The organism is Planomicrobium sp. CPCC 101079, from assembly GCF_007859275.1.
Taxonomy (GTDB): domain Bacteria; phylum Bacillota; class Bacilli; order Bacillales_A; family Planococcaceae; genus Planococcus.
The window spans coordinates 210,936-231,838 of sequence record NZ_VOHC01000024.1 but is presented as its reverse complement, the minus strand read 5'-3'; the positions used below and the strand labels follow the sequence as shown (position 1 = coordinate 231,838).

The 20,903-nt window shown below is 32.6% G+C and carries 16 protein-coding genes; 2 read left to right on the top strand and 14 right to left on the bottom strand.

The features are described 5' to 3' along the window. The first annotated feature begins 265 nt into the window (after positions 1-265). Entirely contained in the window at positions 266-1,405 is a 1,140-nt protein-coding gene (locus FQV28_RS11360) for a hypothetical protein (protein WP_146496590.1), read from the top strand. A 229-nt stretch (positions 1,406-1,634) separates the two neighbouring features. Here FQV28_RS11360 and FQV28_RS11355 read toward each other — a convergent pair whose 3' ends face one another. After that, positions 1,635-1,898 (bottom strand): Ig-like domain-containing protein, encoded by a 264-nt coding sequence (locus FQV28_RS11355; RefSeq protein WP_255472906.1) that lies wholly within the window; start codon positions 1,896-1,898, stop codon positions 1,635-1,637. Positions 1,899-2,178: 280 nt separating this feature from the next. On the opposite strand from FQV28_RS11355, the gene FQV28_RS11350 reads away from it, so the two are divergent. Then, on the top strand, positions 2,179-2,958 hold the full coding sequence (locus FQV28_RS11350) for a hypothetical protein (protein WP_146496586.1): 780 nt from the start codon (positions 2,179-2,181) through the stop codon (positions 2,956-2,958). A 270-nt stretch (positions 2,959-3,228) separates the two neighbouring features. On the opposite strand, the gene FQV28_RS11345 is transcribed toward FQV28_RS11350, so the two are convergent. The 13 genes from FQV28_RS11345 to FQV28_RS11290 all read right to left on the bottom strand — a co-directional run bounded on the left by FQV28_RS11345 (position 3,229) and on the right by FQV28_RS11290 (position 20,870). Next, positions 3,229-5,364, bottom strand: coding sequence for an Ig-like domain-containing protein (locus FQV28_RS11345; protein WP_186763853.1), 2,136 nt, complete (start codon positions 5,362-5,364; stop codon positions 3,229-3,231). A 280-nt stretch (positions 5,365-5,644) separates the two neighbouring features. Continuing rightward, positions 5,645-6,610 carry a UDP-glucose 4-epimerase GalE gene (gene galE, locus FQV28_RS11340; RefSeq protein WP_146496582.1) on the bottom strand — a complete coding sequence of 322 codons (966 nt, stop codon included), beginning with the start codon at positions 6,608-6,610 and terminating at the stop codon, positions 5,645-5,647. A 35-nt stretch (positions 6,611-6,645) separates the two neighbouring features. Then, the gene (manA, locus tag FQV28_RS11335) at positions 6,646-7,593 is read right to left on the bottom strand and encodes a mannose-6-phosphate isomerase, class I (RefSeq protein ID WP_146496580.1); all 948 of its coding nucleotides are present in this window, start codon (positions 7,591-7,593) and stop codon (positions 6,646-6,648) included. Between the two features lie 205 nt (positions 7,594-7,798). Next, on the bottom strand, positions 7,799-7,942 hold the full coding sequence (locus tag FQV28_RS19235; protein WP_186763852.1) for a hypothetical protein: 144 nt from the start codon (positions 7,940-7,942) through the stop codon (positions 7,799-7,801). Positions 7,943-8,172: 230 nt separating this feature from the next. Beyond that, positions 8,173-9,915 carry a phospho-sugar mutase gene (locus tag FQV28_RS11330; protein ID WP_146496578.1) on the bottom strand — a complete coding sequence of 581 codons (1,743 nt, stop codon included), beginning with the start codon at positions 9,913-9,915 and terminating at the stop codon, positions 8,173-8,175. 207 nt (positions 9,916-10,122) lie between these two features. After that, the gene (locus FQV28_RS11325) at positions 10,123-11,505 is read right to left on the bottom strand and encodes a sugar phosphate nucleotidyltransferase (protein WP_146496576.1); all 1,383 of its coding nucleotides are present in this window, start codon (positions 11,503-11,505) and stop codon (positions 10,123-10,125) included. Between the two features lie 141 nt (positions 11,506-11,646). Continuing rightward, positions 11,647-13,077 carry an O-antigen ligase family protein gene (locus FQV28_RS11320; RefSeq protein ID WP_146496574.1) on the bottom strand — a complete coding sequence of 477 codons (1,431 nt, stop codon included), beginning with the start codon at positions 13,075-13,077 and terminating at the stop codon, positions 11,647-11,649. A gap of 299 nt (positions 13,078-13,376) precedes the next feature. Next, positions 13,377-14,492: a glycosyltransferase family 4 protein gene (locus FQV28_RS11315; RefSeq protein WP_146496572.1), complete on the bottom strand. Its 1,116-nt coding sequence runs from the start codon at positions 14,490-14,492 to the stop codon at positions 13,377-13,379. A gap of 187 nt (positions 14,493-14,679) precedes the next feature. Further along, positions 14,680-16,188, bottom strand: coding sequence for a murein biosynthesis integral membrane protein MurJ (murJ, locus tag FQV28_RS11310; RefSeq protein WP_186763851.1), 1,509 nt, complete (start codon positions 16,186-16,188; stop codon positions 14,680-14,682). Next, the gene (locus tag FQV28_RS11305; RefSeq protein WP_146496567.1) at positions 16,151-17,332 is read right to left on the bottom strand and encodes a glycosyltransferase family 4 protein; all 1,182 of its coding nucleotides are present in this window, start codon (positions 17,330-17,332) and stop codon (positions 16,151-16,153) included. The genes murJ and FQV28_RS11305 overlap by 38 nt, the downstream gene beginning before the upstream one ends. A gap of 1 nt (position 17,333) precedes the next feature. Further along, a complete protein-coding gene (locus tag FQV28_RS11300; RefSeq protein WP_222433269.1) occupies positions 17,334-18,521 on the bottom strand; it encodes a glycosyltransferase in 1,188 nt (395 codons plus the stop codon). A 28-nt stretch (positions 18,522-18,549) separates the two neighbouring features. After that, complete coding sequence (locus FQV28_RS11295; protein ID WP_186763850.1) at positions 18,550-19,674, bottom strand: glycosyltransferase; 1,125 nt, start codon at positions 19,672-19,674, stop codon at positions 18,550-18,552. Between the two features lie 50 nt (positions 19,675-19,724). Next, positions 19,725-20,870 carry a glycosyltransferase gene (locus FQV28_RS11290; protein WP_186763849.1) on the bottom strand — a complete coding sequence of 382 codons (1,146 nt, stop codon included), beginning with the start codon at positions 20,868-20,870 and terminating at the stop codon, positions 19,725-19,727. Positions 20,871-20,903 lie beyond the last annotated feature (33 nt).

Sequence of the window (20,903 nt, the reverse complement as noted above, 5' to 3'; positions counted from 1 at the left end):
CCATTACTCAACAATCCAATAAAATGAAATTTTTCTAGTAAATTTTCAATCAAGTGAGATGAAAAATATTTTTCTTATAAAATACATTTTAATGGTATTATATACTTAGTTAAGTCATTTATATTTGGTCTTTATATACAATTTCCAGTAGGCAGAAAGGCAAATTTCTCTTATCTTTAAGCTAGTCTCTGATTAATGTATAAGTATCAAATCAATTAGCTTCTCCAAAGAAATGAATATTACATAAATAAAGGTCGTGACTCTCTTGTTAAAAAAAACGCTCATAGTTCTTACATTTTCCCTCATCCTCTCTGGATGTGCTGGCGGGAAAAATGATGGTAATGTTGCTGGAAAAGTTAGAGCAGAGGAACAGCTCGAGGAACAAGTAATTGAAGTGGATTTAACCTCTCTTGAAGGAAAAATATGGACAAGCTCTGAAGAGGAATCTTATCTTTACTTTACTGATGTTAATGAAAACACAATTGAATTTAAATATCTTTCTCCAGCAGGTTACAAAATGCAAGAACAGACTTTTATAGTAGAAATTGCAAATGTTACTGCTAATTCAATAGAAGGCAGTATCACAAAAGCAACCAATGATAGTGAAGCAGCGATACTGGGATTGGAGAAGAGCCAAGTCAAGCTAACCCGTAAAAATAATCTTTATGAAATTTCTATTGAAAACTTGCTCGACTTTGAAATTGTGGAAAGCACATTAACATCTGACGAATGGAACGTGGCGAAAAATACAGTAAAAGAATTAACCGAAAGCGAAGCACTGGAATTGATCTATCAAGCTGAAGCCACTGCTACAAAATCTTTCAGCGAAGCGTTCACCGAAAATGCCGAAGGTTTTTCTTTTAATAAACCATTTGAGACTATTGCCTCTACAGTACAGGATTATTACACGAAAGATTATCCTTTGCATGACGTTTATGAAGATCCATCTGTAATGTATGAGACACTCTATGCCTTCCCTCTTTCTGAAATCCCTAAAGAAAACTTCTTGGTGGATGCTACTGCGGAGAAAGTTAAGATTTACTATGAAGCGGATTTATATGGCTCTTCCGCCCTTTACTTATACACGCTAGTTATTGAAGACGGACTTTGGAAAATAGATTCACGTGACTCCTTGTTATCCCCTGCAGAGGCAGAATATGCGGCTTTAACTCTTTCAGATTCCAGTAAAGACCCTGAGGCACTCGCGCGAACTATAGAATCTCATGATTTTCATGATTACATTGAAACAGTCCTAACCGGTTCTCGTTATCATATTGAAGTATATGATGAGTATGAAGGCGGAACTCAAACTTACGGGTTTTATCAAGTCGATCCCGTCACCCGTATAGTTTATGCTTACGACCGAGTACGAGATATTGCCTTTGAGTTAGGTACTGCTTATTAAGATGAGTTTTCACTTCTTTTTAAGTCGAAAAATTATATACATGTCACCTATGAAATCCAATGATTTCATAGGTGGCATTTTACATTGTTATGAGAGAAAAAAATCGATTTCTCTTTTAATAAAGAAAATATCAGCTTATTTCTTCCTAGGGATTTACCTATATTCGAGCAAAGCCAACATATTAGATTATTATTAACAGAAAGAAAGATGTCTTAATGAATATCCAAAATCAATTTACTTTCACTGTTTTAATTCTGCTCTTATTGCCCGCTTTGTCTTTTGCATACATTTTCAAGGAAGAGCCTTTTTTCTGTGCTTTGATCTTCACGTTATAATGCCCTTTGCTATCGACAGTTCCTTGGCCGATTTTCTTGCTACCGTTATAGATCAGCACCGTGGCAGCTTTTTCCCCTTTTCCGGAAGCAGTAGTCGTTTTGCTGTTTATTTTGTTGACCGTCGGAACAGAAGGTGCTGTCTTGTCGACGACTTTCACGGTTTTACTGCCACTTTTGTTTTTGACTGGATCAATGGCATAAACCAATTTTGAGCAATAATCTTCTCAAACTGATATAGAGTAGGAAGCTTTTTTATTAATTTTAAATTGATGATTGAAAACGAAACTTTATATGTTATTTTTATACAGGAAGTAGTACAATATAAACAGGAAAACAAGACTAATAAATTGACTATTTATAGGTATTTCTGAATACAAAAATTGTTATATTTAACCTTAGTTCTGTCTTTCAATCAATAAATTAAAAGGAGAAAATATCATGACTGTTTTAGCTGGATTAGGTTTATTTGCAGTTCCAATTTTATTAATAATTGGTATTGTAGCCGTTATAAGAAAGACTGGAACTGCAAAAAAATGGTTTAAAATTAGCGGAGGAGTTTTTGTTGCAGCCGTTATTATTCTAATTTTCTTTAGTAACGATAATAGCTCTAATACACCTGTGGAAGAAGCTTCAACTGAGGTGAAGGCTGAGGAAACAGAGAGTTCCGACGAACAGCAAGCGAATCAAGAAGAAGCAGAGAAACAAGCTGAAGTAGAGGCTGCAAAAGCAAAAGAAAATGAAGAAAATGCAAAGTATGCGAATTCATTTGTAAATGACATAGCTCTTATTAATGAAGATAGCCTCACATTATCTGATGAGTCTTATGATTTCATTGTGAAAAATCATTCGCTTTTCCCTGCTCTAAATGAAGCAGACATCGCAAAGGCAAAAGAAATGGCAGACTCATCTATTACAGCAAAACACTTAAACAAAAATGCACAACCTTACTTCCAAAACATAGCCACTTTCCAAGGTACAGTAGTTTCTGTTGAAGAAGCTCCTGCAGAAGTAAGTGAGACCATTTCATTAACCCACGTACTGGATAATAATATGCAATCTTACCAAGTATTTATGTATAAAGGAACTGGGGAAATCTTAGAAGAAGATACGGTTCGCTTCTGGGGAGTACCAGTAGGTCCATCTTCATTTGAAAATGTATCAGGCGGAGCAACTAATGTACAAGTATTTCTAGGATCACACATCGAGAAAACGCAATAACAGTGATTGCTTAAATAAGAAAAGAGAAAAATCGGGGGATATGTCATTGACTTCATATCTTCCGATCTTTCATCGTTTCTGTAAAGATTTTCACCACCTTATTCAGCAACAAACTACTGAAAAGACACTATTTAAAATTACGTTTATCAGAAACTTTTTCAATATTTTAGTGCGATAAAGCTTCAAGCTCTTCCAAATCGGCATTCTTAATTTTTTTCAAAATAAAACAATCTCCTGAAATTAATTAAATTTCAGGAGATTGTTTTTTGCTTAATTTACTTTCAAAGTTTTACTCCCACTCTTATTGCCAGCCTTGTCCTGGATACATACTTTCAAGGAAGATCCTTTTTTCTGTGCTTTGATCTTCACTTTGAAACTGCCTTTGCTGTCCACTGTTCCTTGGCCGATTTTCTTACTGCCATTGTAGATTAAAACAGTAGCAGCTTTCTCGCCTTTTCCAGTAATAGTAGTTGATTTGCTGGTGACTTTGTTGACACTCGGAGCTGCTGGTGCTGTTTTGTCGATTACTTTAACCGTTTTACTGCCGCTTTTGTTTTTAGCAGGATCAATCGCATAAACGCTAATACTTGTTCCCGCCTTTTGTTTGGCGATCTTCAGTGAGTAAGACCCGCTCTTAGCAGTAACTTCGCCCAATTTCTTCTTGCCTACGTATGCATAGACTTTCGCACCTGACTCCGCTTTCCCACTAATTGTAGTCGACTTATCACTTACAGTATTAACACTCGGTACAGAGGGAGCTGTTTTGTCAATTACCTTGATGGTTTTGCTGGCGCTCTTATTTCCCGCTGCATCTACTGCATAGATAGAAATCGAGGTACCATTTTTTTGTTTTGCAATTTTAATCGAATAAGTTCCTTTTGCAGCTGTGGTTTCACCTACTTTTTTGCTACCTACATACGCATAGACTTTAGCTCCTGATTCCACTTTCCCGGTTAATGCAGTTGCATTATCGCCAACTGCATTAATTGTTGGAACTCTCGGAGCTGTTTTGTCAGCCACTATAACGGTTGTGATGTTACTCTTATTTCCCTCTGTATCAATTGCATATACAGTTATTATACTTCCAGCAGGTTCATAATCATTCATTGCAAAACTATACACGCCTTTAACAACTTTTTCTGTAGTGAGAAGGCTTTTCCCTACATATGCATATATTGTCGAATTTATTTCAGCTTTACCTGTAATATAATACGTATTATCATAAATTGGATTTACAGTGGGCGCTAACGTTGCTTTTCGATCGATTACTTTTGCTGTTGTTGTATAGCTCTTAGTTCCCGCTATATCAACTGCATATAGGGTTATTTCACTCCCCACTCGCTGACCATTTATTGCAATGCTATAACTTCCCTTATCAACTTTTGCTTCCCCAATATATATTTCGCCTTCATAAGCATAGACTTTTGAATTTGTTTCAGCTTTGCCAGTAATATACTTAGAGGTATCATAAATAATATTTATGGTAGGGACTAGCGATGCTTTTCTGTCTTGTACCTTTGCTGTTGCTTTATAGCTCTCAGTCCCAGTTGAATCAACTGCATATAAGGTTATTTCACTTCCTATTTGATGACCATTTATCGCAATACTATAAATTCCATTAGCAACTATTGTTTCTCCAATGTATTTATCACGTTCATAAGCATAGACTATTGAATGTGTTTCAGCTTTGCCTGCAATATATTTAGAGTTCTCATAAACTGGATTTATGGTTGGCTTTAGCGATGCTTTTCTGTCCATTACTTTCACTGTTTTAGAAGCACTTTTGTTGCCTGCAGCGTCAACAGCATAGAGAGTAATAGATGTTCCTACCAGTTGTTTATCAATTGAAATAGAAAATAGATTTTCTATTCCAATTGCTTCGCCGACTTTTTCATTTTTAATAAAAGCATATACTTTAGAATCTGATTCAGTTCTCCCGGTAATCGTATTTGTTATTTCATAAATAGGATCAATTATTGGCATCTCTGGGGCAGTTGTATCTATAACTACCATTTCTTTCGCTTCGCTCGTATATCCAGCATTATTGCTAGCTGTCACTAAAATTTTTGTACCAGGTTTTTGTCTTGATATCGAAATTGAAAACTCACCTAGATAATTAGCGATTCCTCTTCCAATTTCTCTATAGCCACCTCTATTATTACTTGTTATTAAAATTTGTGAACCTGGTTCCGCTACTATAAAAATTTTTGTCGTTTTATCTGTTATCTCTTCTACATAAGGAATTTCCGGTGGAACACCATGCGTTGAACCTTCCTCAGACCACGTAGTACCCGTTTTTACAATTCCTTGAACTTCTGTTCCTGTATTTGCTTTAACTAATTGATTTCCTTGAATAAGAACAATAAACATGATGGTAAAAAAGAACACCATTAATACCTTTTTCATTTTTCTTCCCCCGATTTTCATTTCCTTATATTCATGCATTCCTTAGCTTTTAATAAAAGTAGCTTATTAATTTTATACAAATTTAAGGAATACAGTGTATATCGGTATTCTATAAACTTTCTTAAATAGTTTTAACAAAATAGATTTACTATATTGCCTGTTACTTCATTTCACTATCCCACTATTACTGCCATGCTTTCCTATTTTGAATCAAAATACTTTAAAATATTAAAAGGCATCCTCGACTTTAACAAATCGATGATGCCTTCCACTTATCCATTCACTTACTATGCCACTTCCATGCGCTCTCAATAATTTCTTCCAGTTTAAATTTAGGTTTCCAACCAAGGACCTTATTTATCTTTTCAGAAGAAGCTACTAACACAGCGGGGTCTCCAGGACGCCGATCAGCATACTCAACGGTAGCTTGTTTTCCAGAGACTTTTTCACAAACATCAATAATTTCTTTTACTGAGTATCCAGCACCGTTACCTAGATTAAATACTTCATTTGCCAAATTTCCCTTGGCTAATCCTTCATAAGCCAGTATATGTGCATTCGCTAAATCGGTAACATGAATATAATCCCGTACACAGGTGCCATCAGCTGTTTCATAATCTGTGCCAAAGACAGAAATTTTGTCACGCTGCCCAAGCAAGTGCTGCAGGACAATCGGAACCAAGTGAGTTTCCGGATCATGGCTCTCGCCAATTTCACCAGATGCATGGGCGCCTGCTGCATTAAAGTATCTCAACACGACATACTTCACCCCATAAGCATGAGCCGCATCCGCCAATACCTGTTCAATCATTAGCTTTGAACGACCATAGGGATTGATAGGATTAGTAGCAGTTTCTTCCGTAATCAAGTCTCTATCCGGTATTCCGTACGTCGCTGCGGTGGATGAGAAGATAAACTTGTTTACACCGTGTTCCACCATCTTCTGCAATAAAGTAACCGTTGCCGCTACATTGTTTTGATAATACATGAGCGGCTTTACAACAGATTCCCCTACCAAGCTGTTCGCAGCAAAATGGAACACTGCATCAATCTGGTGTTCCGTAAAAAGCTGATCAAGAACCCTTTCGTCCCCAAGATTACCTTCTACGAATGTTACATTGTCATCCAACAAAAAAGGAAAACCCGTGCTCAAGTTGTCCAAGACAACCACTTCATATTTTCCAATCAGCTCTTTTACTGTATGGCTGCCGATATAACCGGCGCCTCCGCATACTAAGATTGCCATAGTATTCTCCTTTTATCTTTTATGCTTCAATATCCTCATGGATGCGATACAATCAGTTCCACTTCACCTTTGATTTCGAATTCTCCAAGACCATTCGGTAAGATAAAATGGGTTCCTTTTTCAATTGGATAGTTCCCTGCACTAGTGATAATTTCACCCGTTCCTTTTAGTACACTGCCAATCAAGAACGGCTCATCTTGTTTAAAGGCAGCCGCTTCAGAAATTTCCCATTTGTAAACCGAGAAGTTTTCTTCTTGTATGTACATAATGACTTTGGCTCCTGGAATATCTGTAGTAACAGGAGCTATGGTGTAGTCTTCGTGAGGTATAGTCGCGACGGCTACCGACTTTTCAAGATGCAGTTCCCGTTTCTGTCCATTTTGATCTACACGATCATAGTCATATACGCGATAGGTGGTATCAGAACTTTGCTGCGTCTCTAGAATAAGGATTCCTGAACCGATGGCATGAATTGTCCCGCTTGGAACGTAGAAGAAATCGCCTGGCTTCACTTTTACTCTGCGCAGCAATTCATTCCATTCTCCTTTTTCAATTACTTCATTGAATTGTTCTTTTGTTTGGGCGGTATGCCCGATAACTAGTTCTGATCCTTCTTCACAATCTATGATATACCAGCATTCCGTTTTTCCTAACTCGCCGTTTTCAAAATTTTGAGCGTATGTATCATCTGGATGAACTTGTACAGATAGATCGGTATTGGCATCAAGAATTTTTGTCAGTAACGGAAAAACATCCCCACTCACGTTTCCGAATAAGTCAGGGCTTTCATCCCAAAGTTGTATTAACGTTTTTCCTTTATATGGTCCGCTATTTACAACACTTGGACCGTTTGGGTGAGCTGACACTGCCCAGCATTCGCCGGTAATATCCGATTCAATCTCATAGTCGAATTCTGTACGTAATTTGGTTCCTCCCCATATTCTTTCTTGAAATACTGGAGATAAAAAGATAGGTTGATTCAATTAGTGCACTTCCTTTTAATAATTTCATTTATTAATATAGGTTAATTATACTACACTAATTAATCTTTTTATCCCATTAAATTAAGTTTTTTTTACTTTTATTGTTAAGTAATACAAGAATCTTCAATTTCTTAATCCATATTGGCAAAGAAAAAAGCGCCAACAATAGTTAGAATTTCTCTAACAACGCTGGCGCTTAATCGATCTATTTAGAACCTTTATTATATTTTCTAGCTCGCAACTCTTCTCGATGCTTTTCACTAATTGCTTCCGCTTGGGAGCTTGCATTCGTTAATGCAAATACTAGCATTAACATCATCACCACAACTATAGATAAGATCATCAACATAAGAACACCTCTTCTTTATGTATCTGCTTTTCATCTTATTTTACCTTCTTTTCTACTTCTATAAACGCTATTCGGATAAGAAGGTTCCAATTACTTATTAAATTCCTTGCATTTGAAGCAAATTACCTAGAAAACAAAATATTTCGAAATCTCTTATTTTCTAATACAAAAAAGCGTTATCTTCTATTTCCTAAGAAGATAACGCTTTATTTACAACCGCTATTAATAATTTAGACTAATATTCCTTGCTCTACACGGTTCATTACTGCGCTTGTTAGTTCTTTTAGTTTCATTTGGCTAGTTGCCATGGTTTCTGATTTTACGCCGAAGTAAAACTTGATCTTTGGTTCAGTGCCAGAAGGCCGTAAACAGAACCAAGAACCATCTTCTAGTTTGTACTTCAGTACATTGGATTTTGGCAGAAGTATATCTTCGCTTGCCATACTATCTACTAATAACCTTTTGCTCGTTTGATAGTCTTCAATTGAGACCACTCGTACTCCAGCTAACACTACTGGAGGATTGCTGCGGAAATCAGCAACAATTGCATCAATTTTCTCAGCGCCGTCTTTGCCTTTTAAGGTCATGGATTCCAGTGATTCCTGGTAAAAGCCATATGTCTCGAAAATGTTTAATAAACCTTCATACAGAGACATGTTCATCGATTTATAATAAGCTGCAACTTCAGCAATCAATAAACACGATTGTACCGCATCCTTGTCCCGCACAAAATCACCTATCAAATAACCATAGCTTTCTTCATAGCCGAACAAAAAGCTTCGCTCTTCCGTTTCTTCAAACTCTTGAATTTTCTCACCGATGAATTTAAATCCAGTTAGCGTATCAATTGTTTCAAGGCCATGAGCTCCAGCAATGTCCCTACCTATCTCAGAAGTAACAATTGTTTTCAAGACAGTCGCATTTTCAGGAAGTTCGTTTTTCTTTTTCTTTTCGGTTATTAAATAGTGTAGCAACAGAGCTCCGACTTGGTTTCCAGTTAAAACTTCAAATTCTCCTTGCAGATTTTTAACAGCTACTCCGACACGGTCTGCATCCGGATCAGTTCCCATTAAGATATCCGCATCATGTTTTTTGCCATATTGGATTGCTAATTCAAATGCGGCGTGTTCTTCCGGATTTGGCGACTCCACTGTTGAAAAATTAGAATCCGGCAGCTCTTGCTCTTCCACTACTTGAACATATTTAAATCCTATAGCTTCCAGGCCTCTTCTTACAGGAACATTACCAGTACCATGCAAAGGCGTGTATACAATTTTGAAATCGTCTGACACTTTTTCAATTATAGTAGAATTTACAGTAATTGTTTTAAGCCGTTGCAAGTATGCTTGGTCGACATCCTCCCCAATAAATTGAAGAAGACCTTCCTCTAGTAATCCTTCTGCTTTAGCAACAGGAACAGTCAGTTCGTCTTCGATGCTATTTACTTTAGAGATGATTTCTGCTGCAACATCTGGTGCTATTTGAGCACCGTCCTGTCCATAAACTTTAAATCCGTTATACTCAGGCGGATTATGGCTGGCCGTAATTACAATACCGCTATAAGCATTCAAGTACCTAACCGCAAAAGAAAGTTCAGGAGTGGAGCGTAAAGATTCAAACAAGTATGTTTTGATGCCATGATAACCAAGCACTACTGCTGCTTCTAGCGCAAATTCTGGAGATTTAAACCGTGAATCATACGCAATGACTACTCCACGTTTTTTTGCTTCTTCTCCGCTTTGATCTATGTATTTGGCTAATCCTTCAGCCGCTTTACGGATGGTATAAATGTTTATCCGGTTCGTTCCTGGCCCGATTTCTCCCCGGATTCCACCTGTGCCAAATTCCAAGCTTTTATAGAAGCGATCTTCTAATTGCTTTGTAATATGTTTAACAGATTCTAAATATAATTTCAATTGGCCATCTAACTGTTTATATTCAATCCATTTCTCGTAATTTATTATCCAGTTCATAAAGTCTCCTAAATTTCCTTGAATTCTCTTTTGATATTGCTTTTATTCCGCAATAGTTTATCTTTTATATCCAAAATAGTATATTTTATGAAGAAATGAATCGTTAGTTATATCAGATAATGAAGAGTCAAACAACCTATTATTTTTATAAAAATTCTTTCTGTTACTATATTTATTACTAAACTTTAAAACTTCTAGAGGCTTCTATTACCTAGCAATTTCATTGTTTTTTTTACAAGAGGCTTCTATTTCATCCCAACTAAAAGCTTCTCGATAAATGTCTTCTTCGATTAGTTCACTTCCAGTTTGTACTTCAATAATTTCCATATTTGTAGTCGCTCTTATAGCATGTTTTGCAGCTAAAGGAATATTTACTACATCTCCAGTTCTCAAATGACTTAACTGATTATTATAAGCAAATATTCCTTCACCTTTTACTATCGTCCAAATTTCACTTCGCTTGTAGTGTATTTGATAACTTAAGTTTTCTCCCGCATTAATACCAATACGTTTTATCAGGACTTCATTGCCTTCAGGATACTTTGTATGTTCTAACACACGATACCACCCCCACCTACGTTCTTCATACATTGGGCGACCGTTAAACTTGCTTACATACTCTTTCACTTTAGGACTAACCTCTTTATCAGTGACTAAAATACCGTCCGGACTTGCTGCAACTACCGTATTACTTAACCCTAATAAAGTAATAGGTATATCTAGTTCATTAATTATATGAGAATTCTCAACATCTTCACTGATTATTCCTTTTCCCGTGACGGTAGAATTCATCTCATCCGTTAAAGTATTCCAAGTTCCTAAATCTTTCCAGTAACCATTATATGAAAGCGATATAATTTGCTTTGCTTTTTCAACAATTTCATAATCAAAACTATTTTTAGGAAGAAGGTGATAGCTTTCTAGCAAGGCACTATAATGAATCGGAAATCCTTTTTCAATCAAAAGATTAATGATGAATTTTAACTTAAATGCAAATACTCCGCAGTTCCATAACGCATCATTCTCAATTAAATTTTTAGCTATATCTGCACTAGGTTTCTCCTTGAAATAATTTACATTTAAATAATTACTATTGTTTGATTTGTCAGGTACTATGTAACCATATTTTTCAGATGGATATGTAGGTTTAACTCCTAAAAGAGCTAGTTCAGCTCCTGATTCTCTTAAAGAAACTTCTAGATCTTGAATTCTCTTAAAAAAGTCGTCTTCTACATAAGGGTCTACGGGTAAAATTGCAACCACTTCATCTAAACTACATTTTTGTATGGAATATAGGTACACAGCCGCAAGAGCAATTGCCGGAAAAGTATCTCTTCTTTCTGGCTCTGTTACAATAGGTACTTCTGAACCCAATTGGGCTTTAATGACGTCGACTTGGGCGTAGTTCGTAGCTATAACACATTCTTTTGTTAAAATATTTTTTTCTAATTGTTTCCAGACTCTTTGTACCATTGAGATTTTTTTACCATTTACATCATCTAGTACTTTTATAAATTGTTTAGAACGAGAATCGTTAGATAAGGGCCATAAACGTTGCCCAGAACCACCTGATAGTAAAACAAATTTCATTATTAATACTCCTGTCTTCAAAAATATATTATTATATTTCTTTAAAAATTCTTAATGTCTAATGTATTTAATAAATTCATTTGTATTAAGTTTGATATGCCTCTTCATTTTATTTACAAGTATGATTTGGAATATTATTATTTATAACTTGTCTGTTTTTATAACTGCACTATTATATAAACACAACCCTATTATAAAAAAGAAAAGGCATGAAATCCGAAAATCTACTAGAAAAAAGTTTTGAACGAATCCTTGAAAAATCACTATACTTATCGAAGCAATTGAAACAAGTACTAGCTCTTCTTTTTTACGATATTTTAATATAGATACTACTAATGAATATCCTAGTAGAATTAAAAAAGAAATAAAGGATAGTACCCCCCCCCACACCCATACTTGAATAAAAATATTATGTGGTGGATAGTTCGTATTTAAAGTTGAAAAAGAGTTTGCAAAAAAAGGGAAGGTTGCTTCCCAACCTCCAAACCCAAGTCCAAGAAATGGATTTTCAATAAATGAGATATAAGCAAACCTCCAGATTAAAAATCTTGGATCATTTATTAGAGCATTTAAAGTAAGTCTTTCTTGCATAGAAACGAATAAATCACTTGAAATTATTAAGTATGTAGTTGCAAACGAGAATATCAGAATAAATATTATTCGCAATAATGACTTAAGTCTTATATTTAGAAAAATAATAAGCAAAAAAGTTATTCCAAAGACAGCTAACCCCCCTCTAGAATATGTAGTTAAAAATGCTAAAAAGAAAAATAAAGCAGAAATTATGTTAATTTTTCTTTTATTCTTCAATAATAAAGTTATTGATACCCAAAAAAGCATTTGGAAAAAAATAGCTGCATCATTAGTATCAGTAAATACTGTACCTGATTTTAATGGATCTACTATATTGTTTCTTCTTTCACCGTAAAGACCTTCAACATCACCAGGTTCTATAAGTATTGTTGCAATTTTTGAATGAAGGTAAGCTGCTTCTAAATCAGGATATAAAAAGAAAAGAATATTGAAAAAAGCTAAGGGTACACCGAAAAAAATTAAATATTTTAAAATTATTTCTATATTATAGTTTTTCTCTTTCACATAAAACCCAAACAGCAAGCTGAATAAACCAGTTGATAAAAATAAAATTGTTCGTATTCCATTAAATTTGTCTGGTGAGTATATAATAGCAATGAACAATGTCAGCAAAAAGATTAGGTAAAAACTAAGTAGCTTTTGATTTCCTATCCATTTAAAAAACTTGTGATTACCTAAAATTAAAATAAAAAATAAAAATAAGTAAAAATATCCTATCGTAATTTCAATGGTTCCTAGTACAGGAACATATATCTGAGATATAAGTAAAAAGGGGAATACAATATATATCATAATTTCTTCAAGAGAAAATCTATTGACTGTTATAACGTAGGAAAAGAATAACGACACACTTAATACCGCAATATATGCCAGAGATACTATTGGATATATTGATCCATATATAATTACCATTAGTGAAGAAAAAATCAGAAAACTTATCACTATTCTTTTGTTAATATCTAACTCATCTTTGAACAATGATTACACCTACTTAAATTTATATATCCTATTTCAATACTTTTATATATTTGCTACTAAACTATAAATTACTTAGAACTTTTATTTAAGTATTTTTTCTAGACTATTAAGCTATTCTAATTTTATTTCTAAGAAACTAAAATAGAAATTTAGTTCTTCAATACAAGTTTCTTTGTAAAATCAAATTATATGTAGTTTTAACTGTACTTCAATATAATAAGAACCACTATTTATTATATCAGTCATAATATTTTTCTTTGATGATAGTCTGTTAATTATAATTTATATGTTTATATAAGCTATTGAATACGATCTTCTACAAAGTTTTTAAATTGCTTTTTAAATCGTTCAGTATTAAAAGTTTCAGCATACTTTCTACAGTCACTAAAAGAAATTAATGACCTAGAAGCTTCAAACTTTTTCACTGCTTCTTCTATAGCTTCTGCACTCTGCTCGTAAAAGAAAAGGCCGGTTGGATTTTCAAACTCTCCTAATCCTCTTACAGTTTCTCTTGATCCTCCTTTTCCATACGCAATAACAGGAGTACCACAAGCCTGTGCTTCAACAGGTAAAATTCCGAAATCTTCTTCTGCTGCAAAAATAAAAGCTTTTGCGCGCTGCATATTATCAATAAGAACATTATTAGGTTGATATCCAAGCATCTTTATATTTGAAGTTGCTATTGCCTTTATTTTTTGAAAATCTGGACCGTCACCAATAACCACTAGTTCTTTGTTTGGCATATTAGAAAAAGCTTTAACAATTGCATCAATTTTTTTATACGGTACCATTCTAGAAGCGGTAAGATAAAACTCTTTCTTTTCATCATGATATGAAAAAGCAGACACATCTACTGGGGGATAGATAGTTTCTGATTTACGACGATATACTTTCCAAATTCGTCTTCCAATAAAATCAGAATTTGATATAAAATAATCTACGCCATTGGAGGTACGGTAATCCCAATTTCTAATTTTGTGTAGAATGTACTTTGTGATTACACCTTTAAAACCTTTATCCATCCCAGATTCATTCAAGTACTGATGTTGTAAGTCCCAAGCATATCGAATAGGAGAATGTACATAAGAGATATGTAATTGATTTGGTCCAGTAATAATACCTTTAGCTACAGCATGGGAACTTGAAATTATCAAATCATATTTCGATAAATCAAATTGCTCTATGGCCAAAGGCATAAACGGAAGATAATTTCTATACTTCTTTTTAGCAAATGGTAATTTCTGTACAAAAGAAGTCCTTACTTTTTTTCCTTTCAGAAATTTTCTGTCTTTTTCATTTACAAAATCCACTAAACTAAATAAATCTGCTTCTGGATATACATTTATTATTTCTTCTAATACTTTTTCTGCTCCAGCGTATGTTACCAACCAATCATGTACTATTGCTATTTTCACAAAAATACTCCTTTTATTATATTAATAAATGTTATTTTTTTACAAAACAAGTTCAAATTATAAAAATTATTTTTCAAAAATTTTAAAATTCTCACCCTCTATTCTTTGGATAGTGTATAAAACTTAAGTGTTGCATTAAATTTTTAATGATAGAAAAGTATTCATCACATATAGTATTTCGCATTATTTACTTAAGTAGACTTTTTAAATCATCTTTTATTTTGAAAATCCATGAATACGATATCAAAAGATAAAATCCCCAGACAATAATAAATATTAATAAGGAACTGATTATATTTTCCTTAATATATTCTGAGGTAACGACTACAATCATAATATAAACGAAACTAATTATAAATATAGAATAAAAGCGCTTCTTCATAATTTTATTTACACCAGTATCTCGTATAGTTAGTAAGAACAATAGTATTCCATAAATACTACTACTTATACCTAAAGTTTGGGGACCTAATATTTTATAGAATATAATATTAAATAACGATCCCATACCAAGTGAAATAGCCATATATATAGTAATTTTTTTATTTTGAAGTTGAGCACTCATTGCCTTTATAAATATATATGCTAAAATTTGTGCCCAAAAACCAATTGCTAATCCTTTAAGAATTTGGCTTGTAATTTCTATTGAATCTCGATCGAATGACCCTCTACCATACAATATTTCTATAATTGTTGTGCTGTATAAAAAGATAAAACAAGAAACTGGCAAAGTGATTATCCCAACTAATATAAATATATTAGATAAAATTTCTCCAACTTCTTTCTTTGTTCTATTACTTAGTTCAGATAATCCAATTAAACCTATTGGCACTGAAATTAACAGTACTCCTGTATCTGAAATAAATCTTGCATACTCTTGTGCTGCTACAACTTCAATCCCCATAAATGAAGAAACCATTCTTTCAATCGCTATATTGGCTTGAAGTAAAAAAGGCAGTAGCAATAAAGGTTTAATTACTTGCCAAAAAGTAACCAGTTGATTTTTGGCTGTAATTAAGTTGCTTTTACTGAAACTTGGAAAGGCTAGATAACCTCTTGGATATATTAATATAACTCCTAGTGCAAAAAAGAATATATAACTTACTGTGAAGCCCCATGCTAAATAAAAAGGAGTTTCTAAGTAAAAAGCTAATAATGTTCCTCCTATTAAGCCTAAACTTTGTATAGAGGATCTTATAGAAGTTAAAATATAAGATTTATTAGCTAACTCAACATAAGATAATAATGTTCCAATAATATAAAAAGGTATTCCAATTGCCATAATTTTCACGAAATCTGTAGTCAATACAAAAATATTACTTGAAAAGCCAGGTGCTAATAGTTTAACCCATAAATCCGATAGCCAAAATAAACTTAAAGTAATGAAAAAGGATAAAAGAAGCAACCCTATTATAATCAACCATAAAAATATCTTAGCATTCTCTTTATTTTCATTGTTATACCTCACATATAAAGGTATAAATCCAGCATTTAAGGTATCACTAGTAAAAAAATTTATGGGTATTAAAGTAGCAGTTTGTGCAGTGCGATATGCTCCAACCGGAGCTTCTGTTCCATAAAATTTAGCTAATATAATTTCTCTAACAAAGCCTAACAACTTCCCTAGCATACTTCCGCTAAAAATTGCACTAAAAGCTTTAATCAATATTTTCACCTTTAAAATTGAGAATTTCATCTCGATACTTCTTAGCAACAGATGCCCATCCAAAATCCTTTGTAGAAAATCTTGCATTTAATCTCATAATTCTATACTTTTCTTCGTTTTTAAGTATTAATATAATTTTTTCTGCAATATCTTCAGATTTTTGTTCGATGAAATAACCATTATACCCTTCAATTAAATATTCTTTGATTCCTCCCGTATTGGTCATTAATACTGGAGTTCCACACGCTAATGACTCTAGACCAACTAAAGCCCAAGTTTCATATGCACTAGGTAAAATAAAGACATCTGACATTTGAAAATATTCAACAATTTCTTTTTGTGTTCCTTTAAAGAATACTCTTTTTTCTACCTTTAAGTTTTGGGCAAGGGTTTCATATTTTTGTTGGCTACTTCCTCTACCTCCTACTACGATCAACTTATAGTTTTTCGGCAAATACACTAATGCTTCAATGAGAAAACTTAAACCTTTTCTCTCATATTCATGACCAACAAATAATAATAATTTATCTTCTACAAGAAAATTGTGCGATTCTCTTATTTTGCGTGTAGATTGGCAATCAATACTATGAAATTTTTTTAAATTTACACCATTATTAATTGCTGATTTCCGCTTTTTTAGGGGTGAAATTTTAACAACTTCCTCTAAAGTAATAGGAGAAACTGCTATTATTGATTTGACCCCTTTTAATCTTACAGCAATGATTTCTCTAATAATTCTTAATGTGAAAATAGGGTTTATCCATCTATATAACTTTTCTGGGATTTTCCTTTTATCTTTTAGCCATTCTGCTAGGAAAACATTGTGAAATACTAAAAGATCTCCACCTAGAATTTCTATATTATGATTTACTACAACGTATCCTTCTTTTTGGTATTTCCTAGCTATTATTGTTCCAAAAAACATGAAGGTAACAATTTGAAGTAAATGTCTGATAGTTTTCGATATTTTATTTTTCGCTTCCCAATTTAAAAGAACATTGCCAAGAGGAATAATTTTTGTTTTATACTTTTCATCGATTAGGGAATCTGTTAGAATTTCAACATTATATCCTTGTGATATAAGTTCATTAGTAGTTTCTAGTATGACAGTTCCGCCACCAGTGTTGCTTATGTCTCTTCCAATTTGAAGAATATCTATATTTTTTTTGTCCATATTATTTATCGGCCTTTTTTTTGTTTATGTTATCATCGATACTTTCTAACATTTTATCGATTCTAGATTCCCAATCATGTTTTTTTGATTCTTGAATTCTTTTATTAATGATTTTGTCATCATTTTCATTTAAAGCTCTTTTAATTGCATTAGAAAAAGATTCTGCATCCTCACCAATATAGCAAAGGTTGTAATAATCTTTTAATGCTTCTAACGGAGTTAGAACTACGGGTTTACCTGCAGCAAGATATTCGAAGAATTTCATGGGAAACATATTTTTAGTATATTCGTTGAGATTATTGGGTAATAAGCAAACATCGAATCTTTTTAGGTAACTAGGCAGATTATCGTAAGATTTGGCACCTAAAAATCTAACATTTTTTAAATCTTTTAGTTGATCAATATTTGTAGAAGGTTCTCCTTCACCAATTTGTCCTATAAAAACAAAATTATAATCAGGATTTTTTTTTGCAATATTTTCTATTAAACTGAAATTTAATTTATAACTGCTAATTGCTCCAATGAACCCAATGATTGGCCCTGAAATGGACTTAAGCTCTTCTGGTATTTCTAAGTTACTACTTAAAGCTTTATTAAAATGTGAAAAATCAGCGACATTAGGACTGTAGAAAGTTTGTGCATTTATATTTTTTTTTGAATCGTACAAACTTTTAGAAGTTGCATAAACAATATCCACTTTTTTAAGTAACAATGTTTCTTCTTCTTTTAAAGTTTTTACTGGCATGCCAGGTTGAGCTGACAATTCATCAACACAATGATAGACTGTAATTTTTTCATTAAGTTTACCTACTAATGGCTGAGTTAATGGATTATAAATCCACAAAACGGTATTTTCGAAATTTAGCTTATTAGAAAAACGATTTAGACTAAGCTCCATAATTTTGAAATTTAATTTTCTAACAAGCTCATTACTATGTATAGGAATAACCACAGGTGACCATACCCATAGATTTTCTTGCTTTTTCAGGATACCTTGTGTATATTTTTTTAGTTTAGATGTTATTCTTTTTAAATCTTTTTTATTTACTTCCGGGCGTCTTAAACCGATCGAATCAACATATAGGACCCGATGCCCTCTATCTGCAAGCCTTTTTGCAATATGTTGTTTATTGGTCCAAAAAGGATTATCCCAATCAGCAGTTGAAATTAATATGAAGTCATATTTCATTTTCATTCTCCTAGCATTATTATAAATTTTAGAATTTCAAGCTTTTAAATGCCTCCAAATATCTATCCGCCCATCTTTCCATAGAAAACTCTGTTGAAATTATATCCTTTGCTTTTTCAAGGTCCCTCTTTTGATTATTCTCTTGTAAATATTTAATTACTTCTTTTGAAGAATATATCGAATCCCTCGGTCTAATTTTTTTAAATGGTAATCTTTCGTCAAAGTATATTAATTCTGAAACAAAGCAAATGATTGAACTTGATAAAGCTTCTAACAAAGATAATGGTAAACCTTCCTGTCTTAGCGTAGCAAACAACATATAGTTAGCACTGCTGTAATATTTATTTAATTGATCCCTCTTTACTTCTCCAATCAATAAAACCTTTTCTTCGAGCTTCAATTCATTGATATAGGCCTTCAATTTCTGTTTTTCAGGACCATCTCCAATTATTAAAAAATATGAGTCGTTATACTTCTCACAAATTCTTTTAAATATGTCTATTGATTCTTTAACTCCTTTTTCCAAATGCAATCTAGACGTTGAGATGTAAACGTCAGAGCCTAATGGAATATTAAGCTCTTTCCTTATATCATTTCTATCTTTGTCATTATATTGGAACTTTTTTGTGTTTATTGCATTATTAATTAACAGGATATTTTTATTCAGCTTTAATTTTGAACTTAAATAATCATTATATACTTTTTCTCCAATTGTAATTACTAGATCATAATTCGGAATTACCAAACTATCGGAAATAAATCCTTTTATATTTTTTATAATACTTATCCTTTTCATAAAACTAAGTTTCAATTTTGTTTTTATTTCTCCCAAAGAAGTTCCATGAGCTTGGAAAACGAAAGGAATGTTGTAGCTTTTTTTATTCTTAACTAAAGAATTTGCAGCTGCACTAATACTAAAAACTATATCGAATCCAACCTCTTCATTCAGCCTTTCAAAAGTAGGGACTACTAACTTCCACCATGATTTTGAATATACCATGGATTTAGTATATGGTATTGAAATGATAGAATACCCATTTTTTTTAAGTAGAATTTGTTCTTTTTGTTTTGGCTTTAAGGAAGTAGTAATTAATATTACGTTATGCCCTAATTTACTTAACTGCTCTGCTAAATCAGCCGCAACATATTCCATGCCTCCATATCCTTTATGAAATATAGTTGACCTAGATACCATACATATATTCATTTTTTTAAATTCTCCTCATAAATCTTTTCTAAAATTCTGGTTTGTTTCTTAATATCAAAATTTTCTTCTATATTATTTCGTCCTTTCCTCCCCATCTCTTCTCTTAATTTTTTATTAGTTGTTAAGATGTTCATTTTTTCAGAAAATGTATTAACATCTTTTTCATCAATTAAAAAACCAGTAACACCATCAATTATCCCGTCTTTTATTCCTCCACTATCAAATGCTATAACAGGCATTCCTGTAGCTGCAGCCTCTAATTGAACCATTCCAAGTCCTTCTTGATCTCCGTCAGTAGCTGTAACACTTGGAAAACAAAATATATCTGCATTTAACATCTCTTTTATTACATCGCTATGCTTTAATAATCCCCTAAATTCAATTTTAGCTTTTGACTTTAAATTATCTGTAAAATTCACCAAATCCTCTTTAAGAGGACCGTCTCCAATTATTATCAACTTAATATTCTTTTGCGTGTAGTATAATTTCTCGAAAGCACGAATCAAATAAATCGTTCCTTTTTTTTCGGTTAATCTTCCTACTGCTAAAAAAGTAATTTCTTTATTATGTCTTTCTTCTTTAAAAGGTATTTCGTTAACATTTATACCAATATGGTGTATTAATATTTTTTCTTTTGGAAATCCAGCGTTTTCTAATCTAGTTTTTATATGATTTGAAACTGCGATAAAAAGATCTCCCTTCAATTTCAACTGATTAATGTAAAAATAATATATCATGTATGATATTGGAAAAAAGGTGAATTTTGGTAATCTAGTAATGTCATATCCATGAAAAGTAGTTATAAGAGGAATATTGTTATTTTTCGCTAGCTTTAATGCGTAAATACTATCTACACCAAAATGTGCATGTATTAATTCTATATCATTTTCTTTTACGGATTTTTCCATTTTTTTTGATGAAGTCGATAATGTAAACATTAATTTTTTAAACTTTTTTATTAAAGGAGATTCTTCCTTTTCTATTAAAGTTATAATATCTAAATTTCGAAAATCGAAATAATTTTCATATTTTAATTCTCTAGTAATTACTTTTACTTTGCTATTTTCTAAATTAATAAGTTGATCGTATATAAAAGTTTCAGAAGGAGGCAAAAAAGTGTTTCTATATATTCCAATATTCAAATTAAAACTCCCCACTTTTTTTGAATAGCCTAC

What these genes read in the sequence shown, in the direction of transcription:
- FQV28_RS11350 (WP_146496586.1), top strand. Translation starts at nt 2,179, where the DNA reads ATGACTGTTTTAGCTGGATTAGGTTTATTTGCAGTTCCAATTTTATTA.
- FQV28_RS11345 (WP_186763853.1), bottom strand. Translation starts at nt 5,364, where the DNA reads ATGAAAAAGGTATTAATGGTGTTCTTTTTTACCATCATGTTTATTGTT.
- galE (WP_146496582.1), bottom strand. Translation starts at nt 6,610, where the DNA reads ATGGCAATCTTAGTATGCGGAGGCGCCGGTTATATCGGCAGCCATACA.
- FQV28_RS19235 (WP_186763852.1), bottom strand. Translation starts at nt 7,942, where the DNA reads ATGTTGATGATCTTATCTATAGTTGTGGTGATGATGTTAATGCTAGTA.
- FQV28_RS11330 (WP_146496578.1), bottom strand. Translation starts at nt 9,915, where the DNA reads ATGAACTGGATAATAAATTACGAGAAATGGATTGAATATAAACAGTTA.
- FQV28_RS11325 (WP_146496576.1), bottom strand. Translation starts at nt 11,505, where the DNA reads ATGAAATTTGTTTTACTATCAGGTGGTTCTGGGCAACGTTTATGGCCC.
- murJ (WP_186763851.1), bottom strand. Translation starts at nt 16,188, where the DNA reads ATGAAATTCTCAATTTTAAAGGTGAAAATATTGATTAAAGCTTTTAGT.
- FQV28_RS11305 (WP_146496567.1), bottom strand. Translation starts at nt 17,332, where the DNA reads ATGGACAAAAAAAATATAGATATTCTTCAAATTGGAAGAGACATAAGC.
- FQV28_RS11300 (WP_222433269.1), bottom strand. Translation starts at nt 18,521, where the DNA reads ATGAAATATGACTTCATATTAATTTCAACTGCTGATTGGGATAATCCT.
- FQV28_RS11295 (WP_186763850.1), bottom strand. Translation starts at nt 19,674, where the DNA reads ATGGAATATGTTGCGGCTGATTTAGCAGAGCAGTTAAGTAAATTAGGG.